Raw genomic sequence first — 23,993 nt, forward strand, 5'->3', positions numbered from 1 at the left:
TCTAGGTCCTGAGGACGAGTACGCGCACCAGCTCGTGGCCGACTTCCGGACGGCCTCGGCGGGTGGGGTTCCTCTCGAGCGGAGAGGCGCCCCACCCGGCCGACAGGTGCCCGGGGGCGATCGGTGTCCGGGGGCGGGCGTCAGACGTCCTGGCCGCTGCCGCCGCCCGTCGACACCTTGATCCCCTTGGTGATGTCGTCGATCACGCTCTGGCCCTGTTCGACGTCGACACCGAAGCGCACCACGACGATCTGCTGCGGGTTCGCCGGGGACGGGAAGGCCAGGGACTCGACATAACCGTCGGATCCCTTGCTGGTGACCGCCTTCCAGCGGACCCGGTAGCCCTTCTGCCCGGCCACGGTCACCGCCCCGGAGTCGAGCACGTCGTGCGAGGTGATCGAACCGTAGGTCTTGCCGCCGTAGGACTGCTCGGCGTTCGCCTCGATGTCGGCCTTGGCGACCGCCTCGGCCGTGCCGCCCTTGGTGCCCAGCGCCAGCGCGGGCGCCGAGTAGGCACCGCCCTTCGTGCACTTCTCGGAGGTGTCGCCGGGGCAGGCGTAGGAGTCGTTCGAGGTCACGGACGCGCCGGCCGAGATCTCCTGGCCGTACCAGCCGTCCGGGATGGGCAGGCTGATCCCGTCGATCGAGTCGGTCACCGAACCGCTCTCGATCTTCGGCGCCTCGGACCCCCGGGGGGAGGGCGACGGATCCCCGGACCCTCCGGACCCTCCGGAGCCGCCGTTGCCACCGAAAGGCCCGCCCTGGCCGCCCGTCCCGCCGGGGCCGCCCGGCCCTTGCGAGGTGGCCGAGTCGCCGTTGCCCTTGCCGCTGTCGGTCAGCGCGTACACGCCCACGCCTATGCTCGCCAGGACCACCACGGCCACCGCCACCGCCACGGCTATGCCCATCCGGCCGCGCCGCGCCCCCGCGGGCGGCTGGGCGGGATACGGCGGATAGGCCGGGTGGATTCCGGCGTCCGCGGGGCTCGCGACCTGTTCCGGGGGACCCCATGCGGCGGCCGATCCGGCGGGCCGGGTCCGCTCGGTCCACGCCTTGCCGTCCCACCAGCGCTCGGCGGCGGGACCGTCACTTGTCTGCCCGGGGTCGGGGTACCACCCGGGGGGAGTCTCCTGCGTCATGCCCCCACCGTATGAGCACTCGGTGAAAGAGGGATGAGAGGGGCGTCGGCCGATTCCGGCCGACGGGATTCCTCGCGTACCGCCACTGCGCCGGCGGGCCGCGGACAATGCCGCGGCCCGCCGTTGCCGCTCCAGGCAGTGGAGTCCGCCGTCTGAGCGTCCTCGCTCGGTCGGGGGCTCGGCTGTTCTACGGAGCCGGGCTGATGTCGCCGTTGGTGTTCATGTCGAAGACGCCCTGGGACTTGCCGTCGACCTTCAGGTGCTTGAGCCAGTGCTTCGACAGGTTGTGCACGTTCTTGTGCTGCATCTCCCACACCACCGAATGCCCGGCGCAGGCCAGCTTGACCATCAGCTTGTGGTCGCCGGCGATGGCGTTGTAGAGCGCGGGGACCGAGAAGTTGAGTTCCGGGTCCTCGCTCGACGTGTTCGCCTGCCTGTCGAACTCCCCGTAGACGATGAGGACCGGCACGCTGCCGCCGAGGACGCCGCCCTGCGCCGCGGTGGTCTTGTTCCAGCCCCACCGGACGAAGTTCCTGATGCGATTGAGCCCTTCGTCCTCCGGCCCCCACGTGCTGCCCACCGGGTCGCTCTGCATGATCGCGTCCCACACCTTGTCGCGCATCTCGTCCTCGCGCTGCCCCGGGCAGTGCACCTCGTTGCCCCACCCCTTCCAGGTTCCGTCCTTCGTGCTCACGAACATCGGGAAGCCGGGCAGCGGCAGCGTGGCGGGGGCGTTCGACGTGCCCTCGGGCGGGAAGATCGGCGCCAGCAGGAACAGGCTCGACACCTTGTCCGGGTTCTTGACCGCGTACGGCCCCATCGTGAACGCGGCAGCGGACCAGCCGATGAAGGCGACCTTCTTCACCCCGCGCTCACGGATGATCCACTCCACGACGGTGTTCAGCTCGTCCCGGTCGCTGTTCGAGTTGGTCAGCTGGTACGGATAGTTCGGCGGACCCGGCGTGAAACCCGGAGGTCTCGGCTTCAGAAGGTGCTGCTGGGCCGGGTTGACGTTGCGGGGGTCGTCCATCTTCGGCCGCGGCGACAGCCCTGAGCCCTGGAGGTCCATCATGAAGACGTCGTAACCGGCCTTCGCCAGCGCATCGGCCCAGCTGTACGACTTGAAGTCGAGATCACAGCCCGCGAGCACCGGAACACTCCGGCCGTGGAGCATCAGGACGGCCGTGCGCTCGTCGAGGTGGCCAAGTGACGTGCCGTCGCGCTCCCGCACGAAGAGTTCGACGTGCTCGCCCTCGTTCGCGGGGACGGTGGACTTGTGGGGTACCCGGTGGTCTTGCGTGGTGACGGGCATGAGGATCCGTTCCATGGGTTCGGTCGGGCGTCGTTGCCCTGACCCGACCACGATCGATCCGCGGGACAGTCCGCGCCACAGCATGGGGCCAGTCGCGTGACGTGCGCTTTCTCCGTGCCGACGGCCTGCTCCCGCTCGTCGTTCTCCAAGAGGCGACAGCCCCCCGGTCGGCGGTCGGACAGCCAGTCGGCCCGTCAGCCCGGCGTGCCGCTCAGTGGGCTCCCGCAGATATCCGCCTCGCCGTGGTCTCCGCCCGCAAGTGCCTTTGCCTTGGACCAGCAGAACTCCTCGACGGGGTTCAATGTCCCAGCCTGGAAGGCACTTTCGTGATCCCGCCCCGCGTTGGGAGAGGCCGGCCGCTGCACCCGGGGGGCAACGGCGTTGCCGGGCGGCGAGGTCGGCGTCCGCAGCCGCCGACTCCGGGGACCCCCACGGTTCCTCCAGCGCGGCCCGCAGTGCGGTGGCGGAGTCCGCGCCGATGCGTCCGGTGAGCGCGGCTTCGAGCTCAGGCAGTATCCGCAGCGTCTCCGCGCGGCGCCGGGCACCGGCCGCCGAGAGGAGCACGAGCTTGGATTCCACCGGCACCTGCGGCAACGGCCTTGCCCGGCCCACTCCGCGTCCGACCTGTCGGTCGGACACCGACGCTCACGCAGGGGCTTGTCGGCCGCGTTTCCGAACCGGTGAGCCAGACAGCCGCCCTGTGAACGCGGTGGACCGCACGGGCATCGGCGCGCAGGACTGCGACCCAGGGCCTTCCGCTGCTCGGTGCTTCGACACCAACGCGCTGTTCAGGAGGCCCTCTTCGCATGCACCGAACACCCGCTGCTTACGCGTCGCGATGTTCCGGCAGGGCGAGCCAGTCCGACCAGGAGATCTCGCGGCCGAGGAAGCGCGGCTGCTCGAACGGCCAGACGGCGGCGATCCACTGCGGTACCAACGCGTCGAGTGCTTGCTCGACCTCACCGCCAACCAGCTCGTCCACCACCCACCAGGAGATCTCGCCATCGGCGCCGACCCTCTCCGGTGGGTCGATGTAGACGCAGCCGAGCAGAGCTGTCTCCGCCGCGTCGAACAGCGCGTAGTTGAAGGACTGGTGTGCGGCGATCTCCTTCTCGTGCCGCAACAGGTCGGCCCGGTCGGCCTCGTAGGTCATGGTGGGCGCGGGCCACCCCCAGGCCGGGCCGAAGACGGTCCACAACCGCTCGCGCGAACCCATCACAGCCGGATAGTCGAGCGGCGTGTCCGCCTCCCGGATCGGCCGCAGGTGATGACCACCGCCCGGCAGCGGTACCAGGACGGGGTGGACGAAGTCATCGGGAAGCCAGCTCATGGTGCCCGACCGTAACCGCGAGCGGCCTCTGTAGGCCCGCGGCTGACTGTCGGTCAGGTCGGTCGACGGCAGGTCACGGGGCGGGCGCGTCGCCTGCCCGTACCTCAGGTCACCCGTCAAGGCAACAGCTGGCCCGACCGCCCTCCGCTTCCGCACCCGGACGGCTACGCTCGAGATCTGTACGTCGTTCGGGCGACTTGGGGAGGTAGCGGGATGACGGAGGTACGGCCCATTGCGGCCGCCCCGGCCTCGCTGTGGGAGCGCGACGAGGAGCTCGCCGCCGTGGAACGGGCCGTCGACTCCCTGCGCGCGGGCCGCACGTCCTCGGGCAGCGTGCTGCTGATCCGCGGCGAGGCCGGCTTCGGCAAGACGGCCCTGCTGGCCGAGACCCGCCGCATCGCCGAGGCGCGCGGCTGCACGGTCTGGTCCGCCCGCGGCGGCGAGACCCTCAGGTCCGTCCCCTTCAACGTCGTACGCCAACTGCTCCAGCCCGCCCTCCTGTCGCTGATGCCCGAGGAGGCCCGCGAGTACCTCGGCGACTGGTACGACATCGCCGGCCCCGCCCTCGGCATCGCGGACCCCGGCGAGCGGCAGGCCGACCCGCAGGGCGTGTGCGACGGACTGGTCGCCGCGGTGCGCCGGCTGGCCCGCCGGGACTGGCCGCTCGTGCTGATGGTCGACGACGCCCACTGGGCCGACCAGGAGACCCTGCGCTGGCTCGCCGCCTTCGCCGAGCGCCTGGACGACCTGTCCGTCCTGGTCGTGGTGGCCCGGCGCCCCGGCGAGGCCACCACCGAGAGCGCCCGCCTCCTGGAGACCGTGGCCTGCGCCGCGGGCCGCCCCGTCACCAGCCTCAGCGCCCTCACCCCGGAGGCCACCGCGGGACTCACCCGCGCGACCCTCGGCGAGCACGCCGACGCCCCGTTCTGCCGCGAGGTGTGGGCCGTCACCGGCGGCAACCCGTACGAGACCGTCGAACTCCTCGCCAAGGTCCGCGACAGCGGGATGGAGCCCGCCGAGGGCTCGGCGAACGAACTGCGGGAGTTGAACCGCTCGGCCCGCGGCGGCGGACTCGTCGCCCGCCTGGAGGAACTCGGCATCGACGCCACCCGGTTCGCCTGGGCGGCCGCGATCCTCGGCACCGACATCTCCGTCGGCCTGGTGGCCAAGCTCGCCACCCTGAAGCCGGACACGGCGGCGCGCTGCGCCGAACTCCTGCGCAACGCCCGCATCCTCACCGATTCCGTGGCGGAGGACGGCGAGTTGGAGTTCGTGCACCCGCTGATCGCCACCGCCGTCTACGACTCCATCCCGGACGCCCTGCGCACCGCCATGCACGGCATCGCCGCCCAACTCGTCACCGACTCCGGGCACGGCGCCGCGGCCGCCTCCCGGCACCTGCTCCAGGTCCACCCGGACGACGACGAGGAACTCGTCGAGCAGCTGCGCGAGGCCGCCCGCGAACACCTCCTCGTCGGCGCCCCGGACGCCGCCCGCCGCTGCCTGGAGCGGGCCCTGCTGGAACCGCCGACACCCGAGGTCCACGCACGCGTGCTCTTCGAACTCGGCTGCGCCACCCTCCTGACCGCCCCCGCCAAGACCATCGGCCACCTCCAGACCGCGCTCGCCATGCCCGGCCTGGAGGGCTCCGCCCGGGTGGACGCCGTCATCCGCCTGTCCCAGGCGCTCATGCACAACAACCAGCTCGAGGAGGCGGTCCGCACGGTCGAGGCGGAGGCCTCCCGGCACGAGGAGGGCCCGGCCCGGCTCCGCCTCCAGGCCGTGCAGTACACGTGGGAGGGGCTCTACCCGGGCGAGGCCACCTCCCCGGGACGCTCCGAGCGCCTCGCCGCCCTGGCCGCCACCTGCACCGGCCGGGACAACTCCGAGCGGGCCCTGCTCATCCTGCGCGGCTTCGACGCGATGGCCCGCGGCGAGAGCGCCGAGGAGATCGCCGAGGTGTGCGACCGCGCCCTCGTCAACGGCCGCCTCGCCCCCGGACTCGGCTGGACCGACACCGAGTGGGGCCTCGAACTGCCGCTGATGCTGGCCAGCGCGTACGCCTTCACGGACCGGCTCGACCGCGCCGAGGCCCTGTACACCGACGCCCTGCGCACCTACGAGACGGCCGGCTGGAGCGGCGGCCACCTCGCGCTCGCCCACGCCTACGTCGGCCTGGGCCACCGTCGGCGCGGCCGGCTGAGGGAGGCGGAGACCTCCCTGCGTGAGTCGCTGCGGCTCGCCGAGCGGGTCGGGCGCGGACTGCCGCTGTACTGGTCGGCGACCTGCAACCTCGTCGACACGCTGCTCGCGCGGACACGTCGAGGAGGCGGGGGCGATCGCCGAGCAGTACGGGTTCGCGCCGCCGTACCCGTCCACGATCGTGCTGCCCGACCCGCGGTCCGTGCGCGGGCGGCTGCTGTTGGCCGTCGGCAGGACCAAGGACGGGATCAACGAACTGGACGCGGCGGAGAAGGCGGCGGCGGTCCGGGGGCACCACAATCCGGTGCTGGTGCCGTGGGCGGTGGACCTCGCGCGGGCGCTCGCCGTCGAGGACCCGGTGCGGGCCGCCCAGTTGACCACGGATCTCCGTCGGCACGCCGAACGGCTCGGCACGGACACGGCGATCGGTGAGGCGCTCAGGTGCGCCGCCGCGCTGGAGACCGGGCAGCGGGCGGTGCGGTTGGCCGCGCAGGCTGTGGCCTATCTGGAGGCCTCGCCTTGTCAGTACGAGCACGCGGCGGCCCGGGTCGAGTACGGGATCGCGGCGCGGTCCGTGGCCGAGCTCAACCGGGGGCTGGCGCTCGCGCGGTCCTGCGGGGCGGACGGGTTGGTGGCGCAGGCCAGGGAGGTGCTGGAGACGGGGCGCGGGCTGCGGTGAGTGGTACCGCCGCCGTACCGCGAGGGCCGGCCGCGTGGCTCCCCGCGCCCCTGGGGAGCTACACCGCGAGGAGTCGGTCCGTCAGCGTCGCCAGGCGCTCTCGCACCCCGCTGTCGTACGTCTCCTCGTGCGCCCGCGCCGGACTCGTCCCGTCGAAGAAGCGGCCCGTGCCCCGGTTCTGGGTGGCCAGGGCGAGCACCCCGGGAGCTCCGTCCGCCACCGTGGACCACGGGGCCACCCCGCCCTCCCTGACCATTGCCGTGTCCATGAAGGTCGCCGGGTGCAGGACGTTGACCGCGACCCCCGTGTCCGCCAACTCCTCGGCCAGGGCGAAGGTGTGGGCGGCCAGGGCGAACTTGGCGCGACAGTACGCGGCGAAGCCCGCGTAGCCGCGGGTGAACTCCGGGTCGTCGAAGTCGATCGGCTCCTGACCCACCGAACCCACGTTGACGATCCGCGCGGGGGTGTTCGCCCGCAGCACCGGAAGCAGGGCCCGGGTCAGCGCCACCGGCGCCAAGTAGTCCACCGCCAGCCGCAGTTCGTGCCCGTCCGCGCTCACCTCACGGCCCGATCCGGGCGAACCCGCGCCCACGCCGGCGTTGTTGACCAGGACGTCCAGCTCGGGGTGGGCGTCGGCGACCCTGGCTCCCAGCTCGCGCACCGCGGCCAGGGAGGCGAGGTCGGCCACGAATCCCTCGGCCGCCCCCTCGGTCCGCAGCTCCGCCACCAGGCTCTCGGTGCGGCGCGGGTCACGGCCGTGGGCGAGGACGGTGTGGCCGGAGCGGACCAGTTCGAAGGCGACGTAGCGGCCGAGACCGGAGGTGGCGCCGGTGATCAGGATGGTCGACATGAGCCCACGGTAGGCACACCGTCGGACCGCGTGCCTGTCCCTGCCGGGGTCACCCTTCCGTCTCCTCCGCCAGCACCCGCTGGGCCGTCGCGAACGCCGAGTTCGCCGCCGGTACCCCGCAGTAGACGGCCGTCTGGAGGAGGACGGCCCCGATCTCCTCCGGCGTGAGGCCGTTGCGCCGCGCCGCCCGCACATGCATGGCCAGCTCGTCGTAGTGGCCGTGCGCGACCAGCGCCGTCAGGGTGATCATGCTGCGCTCGCGGCGGCTGAGCGTGGGGTCGGTCCAGATCTCCCCCCAGGCGTAGCGCGAGATGAAGTCCTGGAAGCGGGCGGTGAACGGCGTCTGCCGGGCCTGCGCCCGGTCCACGTGTTCATCCCCGAGCACCTCGCGCCGCACCTCCATGCCCCGCTTGGCGCCCCCGCCGAGATGCGTGCGCAGAGCGGTGAGGACGGCTTCCGGGCACTGTGCCGGGGCCAGGTGCGAGGCCCCCGGGAGCTCGACGAGGGTGGCGCGCGGCACCGCGTCGGCGATCTCCCGCAGATGGGGCGGCGGGGTCGCCGGGTCCTGGCGCCCCGCGATCAGCAGGGTCGGCGCCAAGATCCCGGCCAGCCGGTCGCGCAGGTCGAAGGAGGCCAGGGCGTCACAGCAGGCCGCGTACGCCTGAGGATCGGCCTCGGCGTGGTCCCGTACGAGCTCCGGCACGGTGAAGTCACCGGCGAACCAACGGGAGTTCGCGCTCTCCAGCAGCCACGCCATGCCCTCTCGGCGGACCCGCTCGGCCCTCTCCTCCCACGGCTTGCTGCCGTTGAAGTGGGCCGAGGAGCAGATCACCGCCAGCGACTCGACGCGCTCCGGGTGATGCACGGCCAGGTGCAGACCCACCGCCCCACCGAGCGACACCCCCGCGTACCCGAACCGCTCGATGCCGAGCGAGTCGGCGAGCGCCAGCACCAGGTCGGCGAGGTCGCCGACCGTCGCGCCGGGCTCGATCAGGTCGGCCGCCGAGCCGCCGTGCCCGGGCAGGTCCCAGCGGACCACGCGGTGGCTGATGGACAGCTCGGGCGCCACCTTGTCCCACAGGGCGTACGACGTCCCCAGCGACGGTCCGAGCAGCAGCGGGGGAGCGGAGGCGGGGCCCTCGGCGCGGTGGTTGAGGAGTTTCACGGTCAACGTCGCTCCAGAGCACGGTCGGTGAGGGCACCGGCGGAGCCGGTGTAGCGGGCGGGATCGGTGAGCTCGTCGAGGTCGATGTCCTTCAACTCGGGCTCCCGGGAGAGGAGTTCACCGAGCGACGCCCCTTCGGTGTACGTCCGCTCGGCGAGCTGTGTCAGCAGTGCCTTGGCGCGGGCGCGGCCCAGCACGGGGGCCAGCTCGGCGGACAGCCGCTCGGAGACGATCAACCCGTGGGTGAGGTCGAGGTGTTCACGCATGGTGTCGGCGTGGACCCGCAGCCCCTCGGTCAGTTCGGCGGCGCCCCGCGCGGCTCCGCCGACCAGCCGCAGCAGGTCCCTGAGCGGCTCCCACTCGGCGTGCCAGGCTCCGGCCGGCCGCTCGTCCTCGGCGGCCAGCGAGCCGTACAGCGTGGCCGCGAGCTGGGGCGCGCGCCGGGCGGCGGCCGCGATCAGCGTGGACCGTACGGGGTTCGCCTTGTGCGGCATGGCGGAGGAGCCGCCCCCGCTGCCCTCCGCGACCTCGGCGATCTCGGTCCGGCCGAGCACGAGGACATCCGCGGCGATCTTGCCCAGCGCTCCGGCGGTGAAGGCCAGGCAGCCGGCGAGATCGGCGACCGGGGTGCGCAGGGTGTGCCAGGGGAGCACCGGTGCCTTGAGCCCGAGCTCCGCGGCGAAGGCCGCCGTCAGGGCCTGGGTGTCCTCGGCGCCGTACGCCGTGAAGGCCGCCAATGTCCCGGCGGCGCCGCCGAGTTGGACGGGAAGGCAGCCGCGCACGACCGCTACCCGGTCCCGGGCGTCGAGTACCAGCGAACGCCACCCGGCCGCCTTGAGGCCGAACGTCGTCGGTACGGCGTGCTGGGTGAGGGTCCGCCCCGGCATCGCGGTGTCGCGGTGATCGGCGGCGAGCCGGGCCAGGGCGGCCTGGACGCGGTCGAGGTCCGCCGACACGAGGTCGAGAGTGCGGGCCGCCACCAGCATCGTCGCCGTGTCCAGGACGTCCTGGCTGGTGGCGCCCCGGTGGACGTACGGGCCGTACTCCTCGCCGACCGCCTCGGTGAGATCGGCGACCAGGGGGATGACGGGGTTGCCGCCGACGCGCGCACGGTCGGCGAGGGACCGTGCGTCGAACCGGCGGGCGTCGGCCGCCTCGGTCACCGCGTCCGCCGCCCCGTCCGGGGCCAGCCCCGAGCGGGCCTGCGCCCGGGTCAGTGCGGCCTCCGCGTCCAGCAGCGCCTGGAGGTAGGCACCGTCTGAGGTCGCCGCGGCGGCGGGGGAGCCCGCCCACCCGGGGGCGAGCAGACCGGTGTCCGGGCCGGTGTCCGGATCGGGAGAAGTCACTGGAACTCCAGGAAGACCGTTTCGCCTTCGCCCTGAAGGCGGATGTCGAAACGGTAGGTGCCATCGCCCTGCCGGCGTGCGATCAGCGTGTCGCGCCGCTCCGCCGGCACCCGGGCCAGCAGCGGATCCGCGGTCAGGGCCGCCTCGTCGTCCGGCAGGTAGATCCGGGTGTACAGGTGCACCAGCAGCCCGCGCGCGAAGACGCACACGCTGATGTACGGGGCGCTGTGCCCGCGCGCGCCCGGCCGCAGGGTCCGCGCGGTCCAGTGGCCGTTGGCATCGGTCTGGATACGGCCCCAGCCGGTGAACTCCACGCCGTTGCGGCCCAGGTAGCCGCCGCTCGCGGGGTCGCGCCGGATCGAACCGTCGACCTGGGGGATGTTGCCGTCGGGGTCGGCGCTCCACAGCTCCACGAAGGCGTCGGGCAGCGGATTGCCCTCGCCGTCGGAGATGTAGCCCTGGAGGGTGAGGGTGTCCGGGTGGCCGACGGGCGCGATGTCGCCGCCGCCCGGGAAGGGCAGGGCGTGGCCGTAGAAGGGGCCCACCGTGTGCGACGGGGTCGGCAGCACGGTCTCCGGACGGCTGGTGTCGATCTTCGTCATGGCTGGTCAGCGTCCTTCTTCGATCCAGGTGGCCTGCGGTCCGTCGAGCACGATGTCCCAGTGGTAGCCCATCGAGAACTCCGGCACGGACAGGCTGTGGTCGTACGTGGCGACGAGCCGTTGGCGGGCCGCGTCGTCCGTCACCGACTGGATGATCGGGTCGTAGGGGAACAGCGGGTCGCTCGGGAAGTACATCTGCGTCACGAGCCGCTGGGTGAACGCCGTGCCGAAGATCGAGAAGTGGATGTGGGCCGGCCGCCAGGCGTTGACGTGCTGGCGCCACGGGTACGGGCCCGGCTGGACGGTCGTGAAGCGGTAGCAGCCGTTGTCGTCGGTCAGCGTGCGGCCGACGCCGGTGAAGTTCGGGTCCAGCGGGGCGTCGTGCTGCTCGCGCTGGTGGGCGTAGCGGCCGGCCGAGTTCGCCTGCCAGATCTCGACCAACTGCCCGCGCAGCGGACGGCCGTCGCGGTCCAGGAGCCGTCCCTCGACGGTGATCCGCTCACCGATCGGCTCTCCGGTGTGCTGCCGGGTCAGGTCGTTGTCGATCTCGGTGATGTCCCGCTCCCCGAAGGCGGGCGAGTGCAGCTCCACCAGCTCCGGGTCCTTGGAGACGTCGATGGCGATCGGCGGCTGTTTCGGGTGCCGCAGCACCGAGGAGCGGTAGGGCGCGTAGTCGCGGCGCGGCTGGTGCTCGACGGGGCCGCCGTCGGCGAGCCGCTTCTCGTAGGCGGCGTGCTCGGCGGCGATTTCCCGGTCGATGTCGTGCTGGGTGAGAGTCATGAGGGACTTCCTGGGGGATTCTGACGTTCTCATCGAAGGCGAAACGAAGCTCTTATCGCTCAAGCACAAGGGCAAGCCCTTGACCCACACCGATACACAGCGTGGCCACTCCAACCCCACTGCCCTTGCGGGCGAGTTGATGAGCAACCGTTCCCGCGAGCCGGGCTCCCGACGCACCCAGCGGATGCCCGAGCGCGATCGCGCCGCCCTGCGGATTGAGGATCGCCGGATCGAACTCGGGCCACTCGGCGACACATCCGAGCACCTGCGCGGCGAAGGCCTCGTTCAGCTCAAGCACTGACAGGTCGTCAAACTTCTTGCCTGCCTTGGCGAGTGCCCGGTTGACCGCCTCGACGGGGGCGAGCCCGAAGTAGTGCGGGTCCAGCGCGTGGACCCCGGTCGCGGAGATGCGCGCCAGCGGCTCGCGACCGGTCGCGGCGAGGCCTTCGTCGTCGACGAGCAGCAGAGCCGCGGCACCGTCGTTCAAAGGTGACGCGTTGCCCGCGGTGACTGTCCCACCGTCCTTGCGGAACGACGGCTTCAGCCTCGCCATCGCCTCCAGTGAGGCGTCCGGCCGTACGCACTCGTCGGTGGCGAAGACGACCGGGTCGCCCTTGCGCCGCGGGATGGTGACGGGGGCGAGCTCCACGTCGAAGAGACCCTCGCCCTGCGCCTTGGCCGCCTTCTGGTGGCTGTGCAGTGCGAACTCGTCCTGTTGCTCACGCGTGATCTTGTGCTTGTCCGCGATCAGCTCGGCCGACTCGCCCAGCGGGATCGTCCACTGCGGCTCCATCCTCGGGTTGACCATGCGCCAGCCCAGCGTGGTCGAGTACAGCTCTGCGTGCCCGGCCGGGAACGGCTTGTCGGACTTGGGCAGCACGTACGGCGCCCTGGTCATCGACTCCACACCACCGGCGACGGCGACGGAGGCGTCGCCGAGCGCGATCGCGCGGGCCGCCTGGATCACCGCCTCCAGACCCGACGCGCACAAGCGGTTGACGGTCACGCCCGGAACCGAGGTGGGAAGGCCCGCCAGCAGCGCGGCCATCCGGCCCACGTTCCGGTTCTCCTCGCCCGCGCCGTTGGCGTTGCCGAAGTACACGTCCTCGATGCGGGAAGGGTCCAAGTCGGGCGTACGGCCGAGCAGTTCACGGATCGCGTGGGCGCCCAGGTCGTCCGGGCGCACCGAGGCCAGTCCGCCGTTGTAGCGGCCGACCGGGGTGCGGACCGCGTCGACGATGTAGACGTTCTTCACTTCAGGCCCTCCGCGACGGTCAGCTTGGCGTCGGTCTTGGCGGTGATCTCCTCGACACTCACCCCGGGTGCCGTCTCGACCAGCACCAGACCGTCCTCGGTGACGTCCAGGACGCCGAGGTCGGTGATGATCCGGTTCACGCACGCCTTGCCGGTCAGCGGCAGCGCGCACTGGGTGAGGATCTTGGGCGAGCCGTCCTTGGCGGTGTGCGTCATCACCACGATGACCGTACGGGCGCCGTGGACCAGGTCCATCGCCCCGCCGATCCCGGTGATCAGCTTGCCGGGGATGGCCCAGTTGGCCAGGTCGCCGGTCTCGGACACCTGCATGGCGCCCAGCACGGCCACGTCGATGTGGCCGCCCCGAATCATCCCGAAGGAGAGCGCCGAGTCGAAGAAGGACGCCCCCGGCAGCACGGTGACGGTCTCCTTGCCCGCGTTGATCAGGTCGGGGTCGACCTGGTCCTCGGTGGGGTAGGGGCCGGTGCCCAGGATGCCGTTCTCGGACTCGAGGATCACCTCGACGTCCTCGGGGAGGTAGTTGGGGATCAGCGTCGGCAGTCCGATGCCGAGGTTGACGTACTGACCGTCCTGGAGCTCGCGCGCGGTCCGCGCGGCCATCTGTTCCCGGGTCCAGGCCATTACCGGCTCACCGTCCGCTGCTCGATCCGCTTGTCGGCGGCCTGCTCCGGTGTCAGGGCCACCACCCGCTGCACGAAGATCCCCGGCAGATGCACCGCGTCCGGGTCGATCTCGCCGGGCTCCACCAGCTCCTCCACCTCAGCGATCGTCACCTTGCCCGCCATCGCCGCGAGGGGGTTGAAGTTCCGGGTGGACTTGTTGAAGACCAGGTTGCCGTGCCGGTCACCGCGAGCCGCCCGGACCAGCGCGAAGTCCGTGCGGATCCCGCGCTCCAGGACGTATTCCGTGCCGTCGAACTCGCGGACCTCCTTCGGCGGGGAGGCCAGCGCGACCCCGCCGGAGCCGTCGTAGCGCCAGGGCAGTCCGCCGTCGGCGACCTGGGTGCCCACGCCGGCCGGGGTGAAGAACGCGGGGATCCCGGCGCCGCCCGCCCGCAGCCGCTCGGCGAGCGTGCCCTGCGGGATCATCTCGACCTCCAGCTCGCCGGCCAGGTACTGGCGGGCGAACTCCTTGTTGGCGCCGATGTAGGAGCCGGTCACCCGGGCGATCCGCCCGGCCGCGAGCAGGACCGCGAGGCCCGACTCCATCGCCCCGCAGTTGTTGGAGACCACCGACAGGGAGCCTGTGCCCTGCTCGTACAGGGCCTGGATGAGCACGTTCGGCACACCGCTCAGCCCGAATCCGCCCACGGCGAGCGACGCGCCCTCCGGCACATCGGCCACCGCCTCCCGGGCCGTGGCGACCACCTTGTCCATCCGCGTAGCCCCATCTCTCCAAGTGCTCAGTGCACTGAGTATTTATGCGAGGTTTCTCTTAAGCTGCCACTGTGGCAGCCTGGCGTCAAGGCTCACTACTCTTCAGTGCACCAACCAAAAACACCCGCCCACCTGACTCGGGAGCGCACATGGCCGCGGTGGACCTCACCACCCACCCCGGGCACCTCGCCCGGCGGCTCCAGCAGGCGCACTACCTGCTGTGGAACACGATGGTCTCCGAGGAGATCACCTCGCCCCAGTTCGCGGTCCTGAACGCGCTCGTCGCCGAGCCGGGGCTCGACCAGCGCACCGTGGGGGAGCGGGTGGGCCTCGACCGGTCCACCATCGCCGAGGTCATCAGCCGGCTCGGCCGGCGCGGACTGCTCGACAAGGTCCGCGACCCCCAGGACGGCCGCCGCTTCCTGCTGCGCCTGACCGAGGACGGAGTACGCACCCACCGCAAGCTGACCGTGCGCACCGCCCGGATGAACCAGGTCTTCCTGGCCCCGCTCTCCGACGACGAACAGCACCATTTCTTCGAGCTGATCCGCCGGGTCGCGGATGCGGCGGAGGGGCTCCGCAATCCCGCGGAACCCCTCGTCGGCCGGTCCTGATCAGGACGCCTTCACGAAGACGACCCACACCTGACCCTCGGCGAAGTTCACCGGGGAGCCGTCCTTCGTGGTGAAATCCGTGCCGTCCGTGGGCTTCGCCCGCTTCCAGTCCACGTCGAAGGCGCGGCCGTCGCGCAGCACCTTCGCCTTCCCCGAGCCCACCGTCACCGTGTACGGCGTGTTGTTGCCGAGGAAGTCGTGGAAGGCGGACTTGCGGACCTTCACGTACTGCACGACGACCGTGGCCGGGGCCAGCCGCTTCCCGTCGGCCGTCACGTCCGGTGCGCCGTCCATCGAGACCAGCCAGCGCTCCCGGTTCTGCGACCAGGTGAAGGTGAAGCGGGCGGCCGGGAAACGGACCGTCTCCGAGGCGGTCCTGCTGCCGCCGGCCGGCGCGGGGCCGTAGCGGAAACCGGTCGTCAGCGCGGCCGCGCCCGGTGTGGCGGGCACCAGGCGCTCGGGGCGCAGGTAGAGGTTGTGCGGGATGGCCTTGTCGGTGCCGCGGAAGTAGGCGTCGGCCGCCTTCTCGGGGGTCCGGGCGTTCAAGGGCGCCCCGTTGATCAGGGGCATCAGCTTGCCCTGGGCGCCCGAGAAGGCGAGCGTCGGGTCGTCGAACTGCCGCAGCAGCTCCAGGTCAGACTCCCGGGCGCTGCGCACGGGGCCGACCGCCTTCGGCAGCTTCGTCGCGTACACCGCCATGAGGCGGCTGAGCCCGCCCTCGACCTGCTCGGCGTAGACGACGTCGGCGGAGTCGAGGCCGGTCTGCGGGCGCGCCGCCCGCACGTTGTCGATCTTCACGGCGAGCACGGAGGGACGGCGGGTCTTCCCGCTCGGATCCGGTGTGCCCGGTGCCGAAGTGTCCGGTCGTGCCGTGCGGAACTGTCCGCGCCCGTCGTCGGACGGGACGGGGGTGCCGTGTCCCGTGCAGCCCGCGGCGAAGATGCCCGTGACGGTCAGCAGTGCCGCCGCCGTACGGGCGCGTCGCGTGCGCGCCCTTTGCTCCGTACCCACCATGCCCACCATGCCCGCCCGTCTCGTGTTTCTGATTGTGCGCTTATAAGTTCATTGCTGGCCATACCCGTCCGTTTCTGATTCGTCGCGTCGACTACGCCGATCGGCCCTGGATCGCGGTTCGGCGGGAGCCGCCCCGGGTACCCGGGGCGCTTACCCGAGGACCGACACGCGAGTGACGGAGGGAGCGCCCGGCGATGAAGGCAGTGACCTGGCAGGGCAAGCGGGACGTACGGGTGGAGGAGGTTCCCGATCCGAAGATCAAGGAACCGACCGACGCGATCATCAAGATCACCTCGTCCGGGTTGTGCGGCTCCGACCTGCATCTCTACGAGGTACTCACCCCGTTCATGACACCGGGCGACATCCTCGGCCATGAACCCATGGGCATCGTCGAGGAGGTCGGCGCCGCGGTCCCGGACCTCTCGGTCGGCGACCGGGTCGTCGTGCCCTTCCAGATCGCCTGCGGCAACTGCTGGATGTGCATGACCGGGTTGCCGACCCAGTGCGAGACCACCCAGGTCACCAGCGAGGGCATGGGTGCCGCCCTGTTCGGCTACACCCGCCTGTACGGCGCCGTACCGGGCGCCCAGGCCGAGTACCTGCGCGTCCCGCAGGCCCAGTACGGGCCCATCAAGGTCCCGGAGGGGCCGCCGGACGACCGCTTCGTCTACCTCTCCGACGTGCTGCCCACCGCCTGGCAGGCCGTCGCCTACGCGGACGTCCCCGAGGGCGGCAGTGTCGCGGTGCTCGGACTCGGGCCCATCGGCGACATGGCCTGCCGGGTCGCGCAGGTGCGCGGCGCCGGGCGCGTCTTCGGCGTGGACCTGGTGAGCGAGCGGCTGCGCCGGGCACGCACGCGTGGCGTGGAGACGTACGACCTCCGGAGCTTCGACAGCGAGAAGGAACTGGTCCAGGCGATCCGCGACGAGACCGACGGACGCGGCCCGGACGCCGTGATCGACGCCGTCGGCACGGAGGCCCACGGCAGCGCGGCCGCCCGCCTCGCCCAGAACGCCTCGGCGCTGCTGCCCAGGAAGCTCAGCGGGCCGTTCGCCGAGCGCTTCAGCATCGACCGGCTCGCCGCCCTGCACACGGCCATCGAGCTGGTGCGCCGCGGCGGCACGCTCTCGCTCACCGGCGTCTACGGTGGCATGGCCGACCCGCTGCCCATGCTCACCATGTTCGACAAGCAGATCCAGATCCGGATGGGCCAGGCCAACGTCCGGCGCTGGAGCGACGAGATCATCCCGTACCTGACCGACGAGGACCCGCTCGGCGTCGACGACTTCGCGACCCATCACGTGCCGCTGTCGGACGCCCCGCACGCGTACGAGATGTTCCAGAAGAAGCAGGAGGGCGCGGTCAAGGTGCTGATGCGGCCCTGACCTCGCTCCTTCCGCTGAAAGCTAGCCCAGGATCTCGTCGAGGTCGTAGCGCACCGGCTCCTCCAACTGCGCGTACGTGCAGCTCTCCGGGGTCCGGTCGGGCCGCCAGCGGCGGAAGCGGGCGGTGTGGCGGAAGCGGGCGCCGTTCTCCATGTGGTCGTACGCCACCTCCGCCACCCGCTCCGGCCGGAGCGGTACCCAAGACAGGTCCTTCTTGCCCGACCAGCGGCTCGGTGCCCCGGGCAGCCGGGCGCTCTCGTGGGCGGCCTCCTCGGCCCAGGCCGCCCAGGGATGCCCGGAGACGTCCGCCATCCGCAGCGGCTCCAGCTCCTCGATCAGCTCGGCGCGCCGCTTCATGGGGAAGGCCGCGGACACGCCGACATGCTGGAGCGTTCCCCGGTCGTCGTGGAGGCCGAGCAGCAGGGAGCCGACGACCGGGCCGCTCTTGTGGAGCCGGTAGCCCGCGACCACCACGTCCGCCGTGCGCTCGTGCTTGACCTTGAACATGGCGCGCTCGTCCTGGAGGTAGCGCCCGTTGAGCGGCTTGGCGATGACCCCGTCCAGGCCCGCGCCCTCGTACTCCTCGAACCACTGCTGCGCCACGCCGATGTCGGTCGTGGCGGGCGCCAGGTGCACCGGGGCCGTGACCGCGGACAGAGCCGTCGTGAGCAGCTTCCTGCGCTCGGCGAGGGGGACGTTCAGCAGGGATTCGTCCTGGAGCGCCAGCAGGTCGAAGGCCACGAAGGAGGCCGGCGTCCGCTCCGCCAGGGTGCGCACCCGGGACGCCGCCGGGTGGATCCGCTCGGTCAGCGCGTCGAAGTCCAGCCGCCCCTCCCGGGCGATCACGATCTCCCCGTCCATCACACAGCGCTCGGGCAACCGCTCCCGCAGCGCCTCCACCAGTTCGGGAAAGTACCTGGTCAGCGTCTTTCCGGTACGGCTGCCCAGCTCGACCTCGGCCCCGTCCCGGAACACGATCGCCCGGAAGCCGTCCCACTTCGCCTCGTAGTGCATGTCCGGCGGGATCCTCGCCACCGACTTGGCGAGCATGGGCTTCACGGGGGGCATCACCGGCAGATCCATGGTCCTGATTCTGCTGGGCGCCGATGCTTTTCGCCTGATGTGCGAGGTTTGCCCGGTGGGCCTACCGTGGCCGCATGGGTGACGCGGTGGAACTGGAGGCGGGCGGCCGGACCGTACGGCTGTCCAGCCCGGACAAGATCTTCTTCCCGGAGCGTGGCTTCACCAAGCTGGACCTCGCCCGCTACTACCAGGCCGTCGCCCCCGGCATCCTGCGCGCCCTGCGCGACCGCCCGACCACCCTGGAGCGCTATCCGGAGGGGGTGACCGGCGAGAACTTCTTCCAGAAGCGGGCGCCCAAGAACATGCCCGACTGGATCCCGACCGCCCACATCACCTTTCCCAGCGGCCGCAGCGCCGACGAGATGTGCCCGACCGAGGAGGCGGCCGTCCTGTGGGCCGCCCAGTTCGGCACCCTCACCTTCCACCCCTGGCCGGTCCGCCGCGACGACGTCGACCGCCCCGACGAACTGCGCATCGACCTCGATCCGCAACCCGGCACGGACTACGACGACGCCGTGCGCGCGGCTCATGAACTGCGGTCGGTGCTGGAGGAGTTCGGCGGTCTGCGCGGCTGGCCCAAGACCTCCGGCGGACGCGGTCTGCACGTCTTCGTGCCGATCGAACCGCGCTGGACCTTCACCCAGGTGCGGCGGGCCGCGATCGCGGTCGGGCGCGAGATGGAACGCCGGATGCCGGACCACGTGACCATCAAGTGGTGGAAGGAGGAGCGGGGCGAGCGCATCTTCATCGACTACAACCAGACGGCCCGCGACCGCACGATCGCCTCCGCCTACTCGGTACGGCCCCGCCCGCACGCCCCCGTCTCCGCACCCCTGCGCTGGGAGGAGGTCGGCGAGGCGCACCCGCAGGACTTCGACATCGCGACCATGCCCGCGCGCTTCGCCGAACTCGGCGACGTGCACGCGGACATGGACGATCACGCCTTCTCGCTGGAGCCCCTGCTGGAGCTGGCCCGCCGCGACGAGCACGACCACGGGCTGGGCGATCTGCCGTACCCGCCCGAGTATCCGAAGATGCCGGGGGAGCCCAAGCGGGTACAGCCGAGCAAGGCCAAGAAGTCCGGCCCTACAGCTCCTTGATCCTGATGTCCCGGTACGACACCACGTCCGTCGTGCCGTGCACCTGGAGTCCGATGTAGCCGGAGGAGAACCGCCGTCCGTCCGTGCCCGGGTCGTCCGAGCGGGCGGGGTAGAAGTCCTGGCCGCCGGTGTTGTCGAACTCGTTGATCAGCACGCCGTTGCGGTAGACCGAGTAGTGCTGGTCGACCACCCGGATCTCGTAGTCGTTCCAGGTGCCCTTCTGGGTGACGCCGGCACCGGCGAGCCCCACCCGGTCGAAGCCGTAGACCGACCCGGTCTTGTACATGTCGCCGGACGGCGAGTCGAACACCTGGACCTCGTGGCCGTACTTGATGGCGACCCACTCGGGGCGGGACTCCTCCGGGTGGTCGTGGACCCACGGGAACCGCACGAACACACCGGAGTTGGCGTTCCCGGTGCCCGGGGCGTCGTCCCGCCACTGGAGCTTGAGCGAGAAGTCGCCGTACTTGCGCTCCGGGAACCAGAGCATGCCGAGACCGTCCCTCGTGGTGCCGGACGTGATGGACCCGTCGCCGTTCGGGGCGAACGAACCCCCGCCCACGTGCTGCCACTTGGCGAAGGAGGCGGCGCTGCCGTCGAGGATCGTGCGGTAGCCCTCGGTCTGTCCCGGCCTGCCGATCCCGGACGCACGGGCTGCCGCGTCGATCGCGTCGTACTCGCGCTCGTCGACGACCCCGTCCCTGAAGAGCTTGTCCAGGACGCCCTTCACGTGCTTGAGGAACAGCGCGTGGGACGTCCACTCCTTCTCGTCCTCGATCAACTCGTTGATACGGCACCGGCTGTTGGTGATCCGGTTCGGCACCCCGGAGTCGACCGTGCCGACGATCACCGTCAACCGCTCGTCGAACTCGGCGCAGTGGGGCGCCGGGACCTGGCCGGCGACCACCGTGAAGGTCACCGTGCGCGCTGCCGAGGTGTTGCCCGCTTTGTCGCTCGCCCGGTAGGCGAGGGTGTGGGTGCCCGCCCGGTCGACGATCACCGGGGCGGTGTACGCCAGATAGGGTCCGGCGTCGATCGAGTACTCGACGGCCGCGACACCCGAACCGCCCTCGTCCGTGGCGCTCACGGTCACCTTGGCGTTGCCCAGGTACGCCCCGTCGGAGTTCCGCGTGCCGTCCACCGTCACACCGGTCACGGGCGGGACGGTGTCCTGCGGGGTCGCCGCGACCACCGAGAACCGCACGTTCTTCTCGGCGGCCACGTTGCCCGCCTTGTCGGTCGCCCGGTAGCGCACGGTGTGGGAGCCGACCCGGTGCACCATCACCGGCATGGTGTACGGCTGCCAACTCCCGTCGTTCAGCGCGTACTCGATGGTGTTGACCCCGGATCCGGTGTCGGAGGCCGACACGGTCACCGTGGCCATGTCGATGTACGTACCGTCCGGGTTCTGCTCGCCGCTCACCGTCGCCGAGGTGTCCGGCGGGTCGGTGTCGTCGGAGGGCGGCGGGACGACGGTGAAGCCGACGCTCTTCTCGGCGGCGACGTTGCCCGCCTTGTCGACGGCCCGGTAGCGGATCTTGTGGTCGCCGACCTGGTCGACGACGATGGGGGCGGTGTACGGCTGCCAGGCGCCCGTGTCCCCGATCGCGTACTCGATCCGGTCGACGCCGGAGCCGCCGGCCTCGTCGGTCGCCGTGACCGCCACGCTCGCCGAACCGACGTACTGGCCCTGCGCGTTCTGCGTGCCGGACACCTGGGCCGTCGCCGAGGGCGTGGTGGTGTCCTCGCCGCTGCCCTCGGTCACCACGAGGATGCCCTGCATCTGGCCGTGGCCGGGGATCGTGCAGTGGTAGAAGTACCGGCCGGGGGTGAGGGTGACCTCGGCGGTGTGGCGGCCGCCCATGTCGTCGTTGGGGTTGGCGAGGATGTTGAGCTGGACGTCGTCGTTGAACTCGGGGTCGCTGGTCACGAAGGTCAGCGTGTGCGGCATGCCGGTGGTGTTGCCGGTGGCCGCGCTGTTCTCGAAGACGATCGTGGCCGTGCCCGCGACGGCGGTCGCCGGGGCGGAGTTGTACTTGGTGATGTCGTCACCGGCGGTCCAGGTGAGGGTCTGGGCTGCCGCGGCGACCGGTTCGGGCCGGGCTTGGGAGGTCGACTGGAGGCCGAGCATCATCAGCAGGGCGGCCACCAGGACGGTCAGAGCTCTCCGGGGGTGCATCACTGCCCTCCTCTCACGAGCTGTCCGGCGGCCGGTGTCGGTCCGCCGCCCTGGTAAGTGACCCGCCACAGCGCCGACTTGGCGTCCGAGGTGAAGAAGCCGCGCCCGTAGTCGAGGACGTAGAGCGCGCCGTCCGGGCCGAACTTCCAGTCCATGAGGTTCTTGATGCCGTCGTTGCCGATCGGCACGATCTTCTTGAGCGACTCGGAGTGGACGGGCAGTCCGCCGTCCCCGTGGTTCCTCGGGTCGGTGAGGACCGCGTTGCGGGGCTGGTCGGCGTCGTAGAAGTCGCCGACGAACCACTTGCCGTCCCAGTACGAGGGCCACTTGGTCAGGCTCGCGCCAGCCGTGTCATAGCGGTAGACCGGCCCGTTCATCGCGGCCTGGCCGCCGCCCTTGAGCCACGGCAGCAGGTACGTGGCCTCCTCCTGTTTGTAGGACGGGATGCCGTTCGCGTCCCGCGGGTAGTCCGGGGCACCGCCCTGCGGCGAGTACCAGATGGTGTTGCCGGTGACCGGCGGGAGGTTGACCAGACCGTCGTTGTTGGGCGACTCGTTCTTCGGGTGGTCGCAGTCGTACCAGCCGAGCGGCTGGTCGGGGTTGGGCAGGTTGCGGTCCCGGTAGGGCTGCTTGTTGCCCATGCAGTACGGCCAGCCCCGGTTGCTCGCCTTGGTGATGACGGCGAAGGTGTCGTACTTGGCCGGACCCCAGGTCGTCGAGGGCGCGCTCGCGTCGGGCCCGACCCATCCGGCGTACAGGACGTCGGTCTTCTTGTCGACGGAGATCCGGGCCGGGTTCCTGACCCCCATCACGTAGATCTCGCCGCGCGTCTTGCCGCCGCCCTCGGCGGTCTCCCTGCCGGTGAAGAGGTTCCCCTCGGGCAGGGTGTACGTCCCGTCGGCCTCCGGGTGGATGCGCAGGATCTTGCCGTTGAGGTTGTTGGTGTTGCCGGCGGTGCGGCGCGCGTCCGCGAAGGAGACGCCCTTGTAGTTCGGCTGGGGGTTGTTGCCCGAGTAACCGCCGCTGAAGCCGCTGGAGTTGTTGTCGCCGGTGGCGATGTACAGGTTGCCCTTCGAGTCCCAGGCCATCCCGCCGCCCGAATGGCAGCAACTGTGCACCTGCACCGGCCACTTGAGCAGGACCTTCTCGCTGTTCAGGTCCAGCTTGTTCGTGGCGAGGTCGAGGGTGAAGCGGGAGACCCGCCGCTCGGCCATGCGGGTGTCGCGGTTGAGCCGCGAGTGCGGGGTGTAGTGCAGATACACCCAGCCGTTCTCCTCGAAGCGCGGATCCAGCTCGATCCCGAGCAGCCCCTCCTCGACCTTGACCAGCTCGTCGCCACCGCCCTTGTTGCCGAACACGGTCAACGCGCCCGCGAGGGTGACCTTCCCGGTCCTCGGGTCGTAGACGTGGATCTCGCCCTTGCCCTTGCCGATGTCGGGGTTGTTCCAGTCGGTGATCACGGGCTGGGAGGAGTCGGCGCCGCCCCGGCCGATGTACAGGACCCGCCCGTCGGGTGCGGTGACCAGGCCGTGCGGTTCGCCGATCTGGTCGTTCTGCCCCGGCTGGTTGGGCTGGGTCAGGCGCTCCGCCTTGTAGTGGGCGTTGATCGTCGCCTTGCAGTCGGCCTGTACGAGACGTGAGGTCCACAGCAGCGCGCCGCGCAGATGAGTGCGGAAGTCGGTCTCGTCGTACGAGGACACCGTGCCGCCCATGCCGGTGTAGAAGGACCGGCCGCCGTCGTAGTCCCGGCACCAACTCACCGGGTGGTCCCAGCCGTTGGCGCTCGCGCCGGCCTGGTAGGTGGACTCGCGCACCCGGGCCACGGTGTGCACCTCGCCGGACGGGTTCTTCGTCCAGTTGAACCACTGGTCGGGCCGCTTCCACTGCACCGGCAGATCCCTGGTCGCCGGATGCTGCCGGTCGCCGACCTCAACAATGGCCCGCTGTACGGCCGTTGGGCTGGAGGTGGCCGGGCGGGCACCGACGAGACCCGTGAACCAGTCGGAGTACGGCTCGGCGCGGGCCGCGTCATGGATGCCGACGAAACCGCCGCCCGCCTCCATGTAGGCCTCCAGACCGGCCTCCTGGTCGGGGTCGAGGACATCGCCGCCACCGGTCAGGAAGACGATCGCGTTGTACCCGCCGAGCGCCTTCTCGTCCGTGAAGACCCTCGCGTCGTCGGTGGCCTCGGTCTCGAACCGCTGGTTGGCCGGACCGGACAGTCCGATCCTCTCGATCGCCGCGATCCCGGCGTCGACGACCGGCGACTCGTCCCCGGCCGCCGCCGAGCCGTGGAAGACCAGCACCCGTACGTCCCCGCCGCCCGGTGGCGACTTGACGGACATCGTTGTCGCGTCCGGGTCGGGAGCCGGCAGCGCCCCCGCGGTCGGTCCGGACATCAGCCCGGCGGCGACGACCCCCACGGTCACGGTGGCCGTCCAGACCCGTCTCCTCGCGCTTCCTCCGCTTCTCGCGCTCAACCCTCGTAAGTGCATGGGCACCTCCTCGGGCACAGCAACAGCGCCATGGAAGCTAGACCCCTTTGCCGCACTCGCCAATACC

18 protein-coding genes and 1 pseudogene are annotated in these 23,993 nt (G+C 71.2%); 4 read left to right on the forward strand and 15 right to left on the reverse strand.

The window, feature by feature from the left end; all coding sequences use genetic code 11:
• Positions 1 to 140 precede the first annotated feature (140 nt).
• The 3 genes from ABZ098_RS13805 to ABZ098_RS13815 all read right to left on the reverse strand — a co-directional run bounded on the left by ABZ098_RS13805 (position 141) and on the right by ABZ098_RS13815 (position 3,781).
• On the reverse strand, positions 141 to 1,139 hold the full coding sequence (locus tag ABZ098_RS13805) for a DUF2510 domain-containing protein (RefSeq protein WP_356590550.1): 999 nt from the start codon (positions 1,137 to 1,139) through the stop codon (positions 141 to 143).
• Between the two features lie 187 nt (positions 1,140 to 1,326).
• The gene (locus ABZ098_RS13810; protein ID WP_356590552.1) at positions 1,327 to 2,451 is read right to left on the reverse strand and encodes an alpha/beta fold hydrolase; all 1,125 of its coding nucleotides are present in this window, start codon (positions 2,449 to 2,451) and stop codon (positions 1,327 to 1,329) included.
• An 826-nt stretch (positions 2,452 to 3,277) separates the two neighbouring features.
• Positions 3,278 to 3,781 (reverse strand): N-acetyltransferase, encoded by a 504-nt coding sequence (locus tag ABZ098_RS13815; RefSeq protein WP_356590554.1) that lies wholly within the window; start codon positions 3,779 to 3,781, stop codon positions 3,278 to 3,280.
• 213 nt (positions 3,782 to 3,994) lie between these two features.
• Here ABZ098_RS13815 and ABZ098_RS13820 point away from each other — a divergent pair.
• Positions 3,995 to 6,662, forward strand: a pseudogene (locus tag ABZ098_RS13820) (AAA family ATPase).
• Between the two features lie 58 nt (positions 6,663 to 6,720).
• Here ABZ098_RS13820 and ABZ098_RS13825 read toward each other — a convergent pair.
• The 8 genes from ABZ098_RS13825 to ABZ098_RS13860 are packed head-to-tail and all read right to left on the reverse strand — an operon-like array spanning position 6,721 to position 14,056.
• Positions 6,721 to 7,512, reverse strand: coding sequence for an SDR family NAD(P)-dependent oxidoreductase (locus ABZ098_RS13825; protein WP_356590556.1), 792 nt, complete (start codon positions 7,510 to 7,512; stop codon positions 6,721 to 6,723).
• A 49-nt stretch (positions 7,513 to 7,561) separates the two neighbouring features.
• Entirely contained in the window at positions 7,562 to 8,683 is a 1,122-nt protein-coding gene (pcaD, locus tag ABZ098_RS13830; RefSeq protein ID WP_356590558.1) for a 3-oxoadipate enol-lactonase, read from the reverse strand.
• Entirely contained in the window at positions 8,680 to 10,023 is a 1,344-nt protein-coding gene (gene pcaB, locus ABZ098_RS13835) for a 3-carboxy-cis,cis-muconate cycloisomerase (protein WP_356590560.1), read from the reverse strand. Before pcaB ends, pcaD begins: the two co-directional genes overlap by 4 nt.
• Positions 10,020 to 10,625: a protocatechuate 3,4-dioxygenase subunit alpha gene (gene pcaG / locus ABZ098_RS13840; protein WP_356590562.1), complete on the reverse strand. Its 606-nt coding sequence runs from the start codon at positions 10,623 to 10,625 to the stop codon at positions 10,020 to 10,022. The genes pcaB and pcaG overlap by 4 nt, the downstream gene beginning before the upstream one ends.
• A 6-nt stretch (positions 10,626 to 10,631) precedes the next feature.
• Complete coding sequence (gene pcaH, locus ABZ098_RS13845; protein ID WP_356590564.1) at positions 10,632 to 11,405, reverse strand: protocatechuate 3,4-dioxygenase subunit beta; 774 nt, start codon at positions 11,403 to 11,405, stop codon at positions 10,632 to 10,634.
• A gap of 52 nt (positions 11,406 to 11,457) precedes the next feature.
• Complete coding sequence (locus ABZ098_RS13850; RefSeq protein WP_356590566.1) at positions 11,458 to 12,660, reverse strand: thiolase family protein; 1,203 nt, start codon at positions 12,658 to 12,660, stop codon at positions 11,458 to 11,460.
• On the reverse strand, positions 12,657 to 13,301 hold the full coding sequence (locus ABZ098_RS13855) for a CoA transferase subunit B (RefSeq protein WP_356590568.1): 645 nt from the start codon (positions 13,299 to 13,301) through the stop codon (positions 12,657 to 12,659). The genes ABZ098_RS13850 and ABZ098_RS13855 overlap by 4 nt, the downstream gene beginning before the upstream one ends.
• Positions 13,301 to 14,056 (reverse strand): CoA transferase subunit A, encoded by a 756-nt coding sequence (locus ABZ098_RS13860; RefSeq protein WP_356590570.1) that lies wholly within the window; start codon positions 14,054 to 14,056, stop codon positions 13,301 to 13,303. Before ABZ098_RS13860 ends, ABZ098_RS13855 begins: the two co-directional genes overlap by 1 nt.
• Positions 14,057 to 14,205: 149 nt before the next feature.
• Here ABZ098_RS13860 and ABZ098_RS13865 point away from each other — a divergent pair, with 149 nt between their 5' ends.
• A complete protein-coding gene (locus ABZ098_RS13865; RefSeq protein WP_356590572.1) occupies positions 14,206 to 14,670 on the forward strand; it encodes a MarR family transcriptional regulator in 465 nt (154 codons plus the stop codon).
• On the opposite strand, the gene ABZ098_RS13870 is transcribed toward ABZ098_RS13865, so the two are convergent.
• Positions 14,671 to 15,684, reverse strand: coding sequence for a DUF3048 domain-containing protein (locus ABZ098_RS13870; RefSeq protein WP_356590574.1), 1,014 nt, complete (start codon positions 15,682 to 15,684; stop codon positions 14,671 to 14,673).
• A gap of 194 nt (positions 15,685 to 15,878) precedes the next feature.
• On the opposite strand from ABZ098_RS13870, the gene ABZ098_RS13875 reads away from it, so the two are divergent.
• Positions 15,879 to 17,069 (forward strand): zinc-dependent alcohol dehydrogenase, encoded by a 1,191-nt coding sequence (locus ABZ098_RS13875; RefSeq protein ID WP_356590576.1) that lies wholly within the window; start codon positions 15,879 to 15,881, stop codon positions 17,067 to 17,069.
• Between the two features lie 21 nt (positions 17,070 to 17,090).
• On the opposite strand, the gene ABZ098_RS13880 is transcribed toward ABZ098_RS13875, so the two are convergent.
• Positions 17,091 to 18,152 carry an ATP-dependent DNA ligase gene (locus tag ABZ098_RS13880; RefSeq protein ID WP_356590578.1) on the reverse strand — a complete coding sequence of 354 codons (1,062 nt, stop codon included), beginning with the start codon at positions 18,150 to 18,152 and terminating at the stop codon, positions 17,091 to 17,093.
• Positions 18,153 to 18,226: 74 nt separating this feature from the next.
• On the opposite strand from ABZ098_RS13880, the gene ligD reads away from it, so the two are divergent.
• On the forward strand, positions 18,227 to 19,252 hold the full coding sequence (gene ligD, locus ABZ098_RS13885) for a non-homologous end-joining DNA ligase (RefSeq protein WP_356590580.1): 1,026 nt from the start codon (positions 18,227 to 18,229) through the stop codon (positions 19,250 to 19,252).
• Here ligD and ABZ098_RS13890 read toward each other — a convergent pair.
• Positions 19,239 to 21,431 carry a family 16 glycoside hydrolase gene (locus tag ABZ098_RS13890; RefSeq protein WP_356590582.1) on the reverse strand — a complete coding sequence of 731 codons (2,193 nt, stop codon included), beginning with the start codon at positions 21,429 to 21,431 and terminating at the stop codon, positions 19,239 to 19,241. The two genes, ligD and ABZ098_RS13890, sit on opposite strands and share 14 nt — an antisense overlap.
• Positions 21,431 to 23,926, reverse strand: a complete 2,496-nt coding sequence (locus ABZ098_RS13895; protein WP_356590584.1) for a ThuA domain-containing protein — start codon at positions 23,924 to 23,926, stop codon at positions 21,431 to 21,433. The genes ABZ098_RS13890 and ABZ098_RS13895 overlap by 1 nt, the downstream gene beginning before the upstream one ends.
• Positions 23,927 to 23,993: the final 67 nt, after the last annotated feature.

This window comes from Streptomyces sp. NPDC006335 (assembly GCF_040612795.1).
Taxonomy (GTDB): domain Bacteria; phylum Actinomycetota; class Actinomycetes; order Streptomycetales; family Streptomycetaceae; genus Streptomyces.

What these genes read in the sequence shown, in the direction of transcription:
- ABZ098_RS13825 (WP_356590556.1), bottom strand. Translation starts at nt 7,512, where the DNA reads ATGTCGACCATCCTGATCACCGGCGCCACCTCCGGTCTCGGCCGCTAC.
- ligD (WP_356590580.1), top strand. Translation starts at nt 18,227, where the DNA reads ATGGGTGACGCGGTGGAACTGGAGGCGGGCGGCCGGACCGTACGGCTG.
- ABZ098_RS13805 (WP_356590550.1), bottom strand. Translation starts at nt 1,139, where the DNA reads ATGACGCAGGAGACTCCCCCCGGGTGGTACCCCGACCCCGGGCAGACA.
- pcaG (WP_356590562.1), bottom strand. Translation starts at nt 10,625, where the DNA reads ATGACGAAGATCGACACCAGCCGTCCGGAGACCGTGCTGCCGACCCCG.
- ABZ098_RS13880 (WP_356590578.1), bottom strand. Translation starts at nt 18,152, where the DNA reads ATGGATCTGCCGGTGATGCCCCCCGTGAAGCCCATGCTCGCCAAGTCG.
- ABZ098_RS13815 (WP_356590554.1), bottom strand. Translation starts at nt 3,781, where the DNA reads ATGAGCTGGCTTCCCGATGACTTCGTCCACCCCGTCCTGGTACCGCTG.
- ABZ098_RS13890 (WP_356590582.1), bottom strand. Translation starts at nt 21,431, where the DNA reads ATGCACCCCCGGAGAGCTCTGACCGTCCTGGTGGCCGCCCTGCTGATG.
- ABZ098_RS13865 (WP_356590572.1), top strand. Translation starts at nt 14,206, where the DNA reads ATGGCCGCGGTGGACCTCACCACCCACCCCGGGCACCTCGCCCGGCGG.
- ABZ098_RS13875 (WP_356590576.1), top strand. Translation starts at nt 15,879, where the DNA reads ATGAAGGCAGTGACCTGGCAGGGCAAGCGGGACGTACGGGTGGAGGAG.
- ABZ098_RS13870 (WP_356590574.1), bottom strand. Translation starts at nt 15,684, where the DNA reads ATGGTGGGTACGGAGCAAAGGGCGCGCACGCGACGCGCCCGTACGGCG.
- ABZ098_RS13895 (WP_356590584.1), bottom strand. Translation starts at nt 23,926, where the DNA reads ATGCACTTACGAGGGTTGAGCGCGAGAAGCGGAGGAAGCGCGAGGAGA.
- ABZ098_RS13810 (WP_356590552.1), bottom strand. Translation starts at nt 2,451, where the DNA reads ATGCCCGTCACCACGCAAGACCACCGGGTACCCCACAAGTCCACCGTC.
- ABZ098_RS13855 (WP_356590568.1), bottom strand. Translation starts at nt 13,301, where the DNA reads ATGGCCTGGACCCGGGAACAGATGGCCGCGCGGACCGCGCGCGAGCTC.
- pcaH (WP_356590564.1), bottom strand. Translation starts at nt 11,405, where the DNA reads ATGACTCTCACCCAGCACGACATCGACCGGGAAATCGCCGCCGAGCAC.
- ABZ098_RS13860 (WP_356590570.1), bottom strand. Translation starts at nt 14,056, where the DNA reads ATGGACAAGGTGGTCGCCACGGCCCGGGAGGCGGTGGCCGATGTGCCG.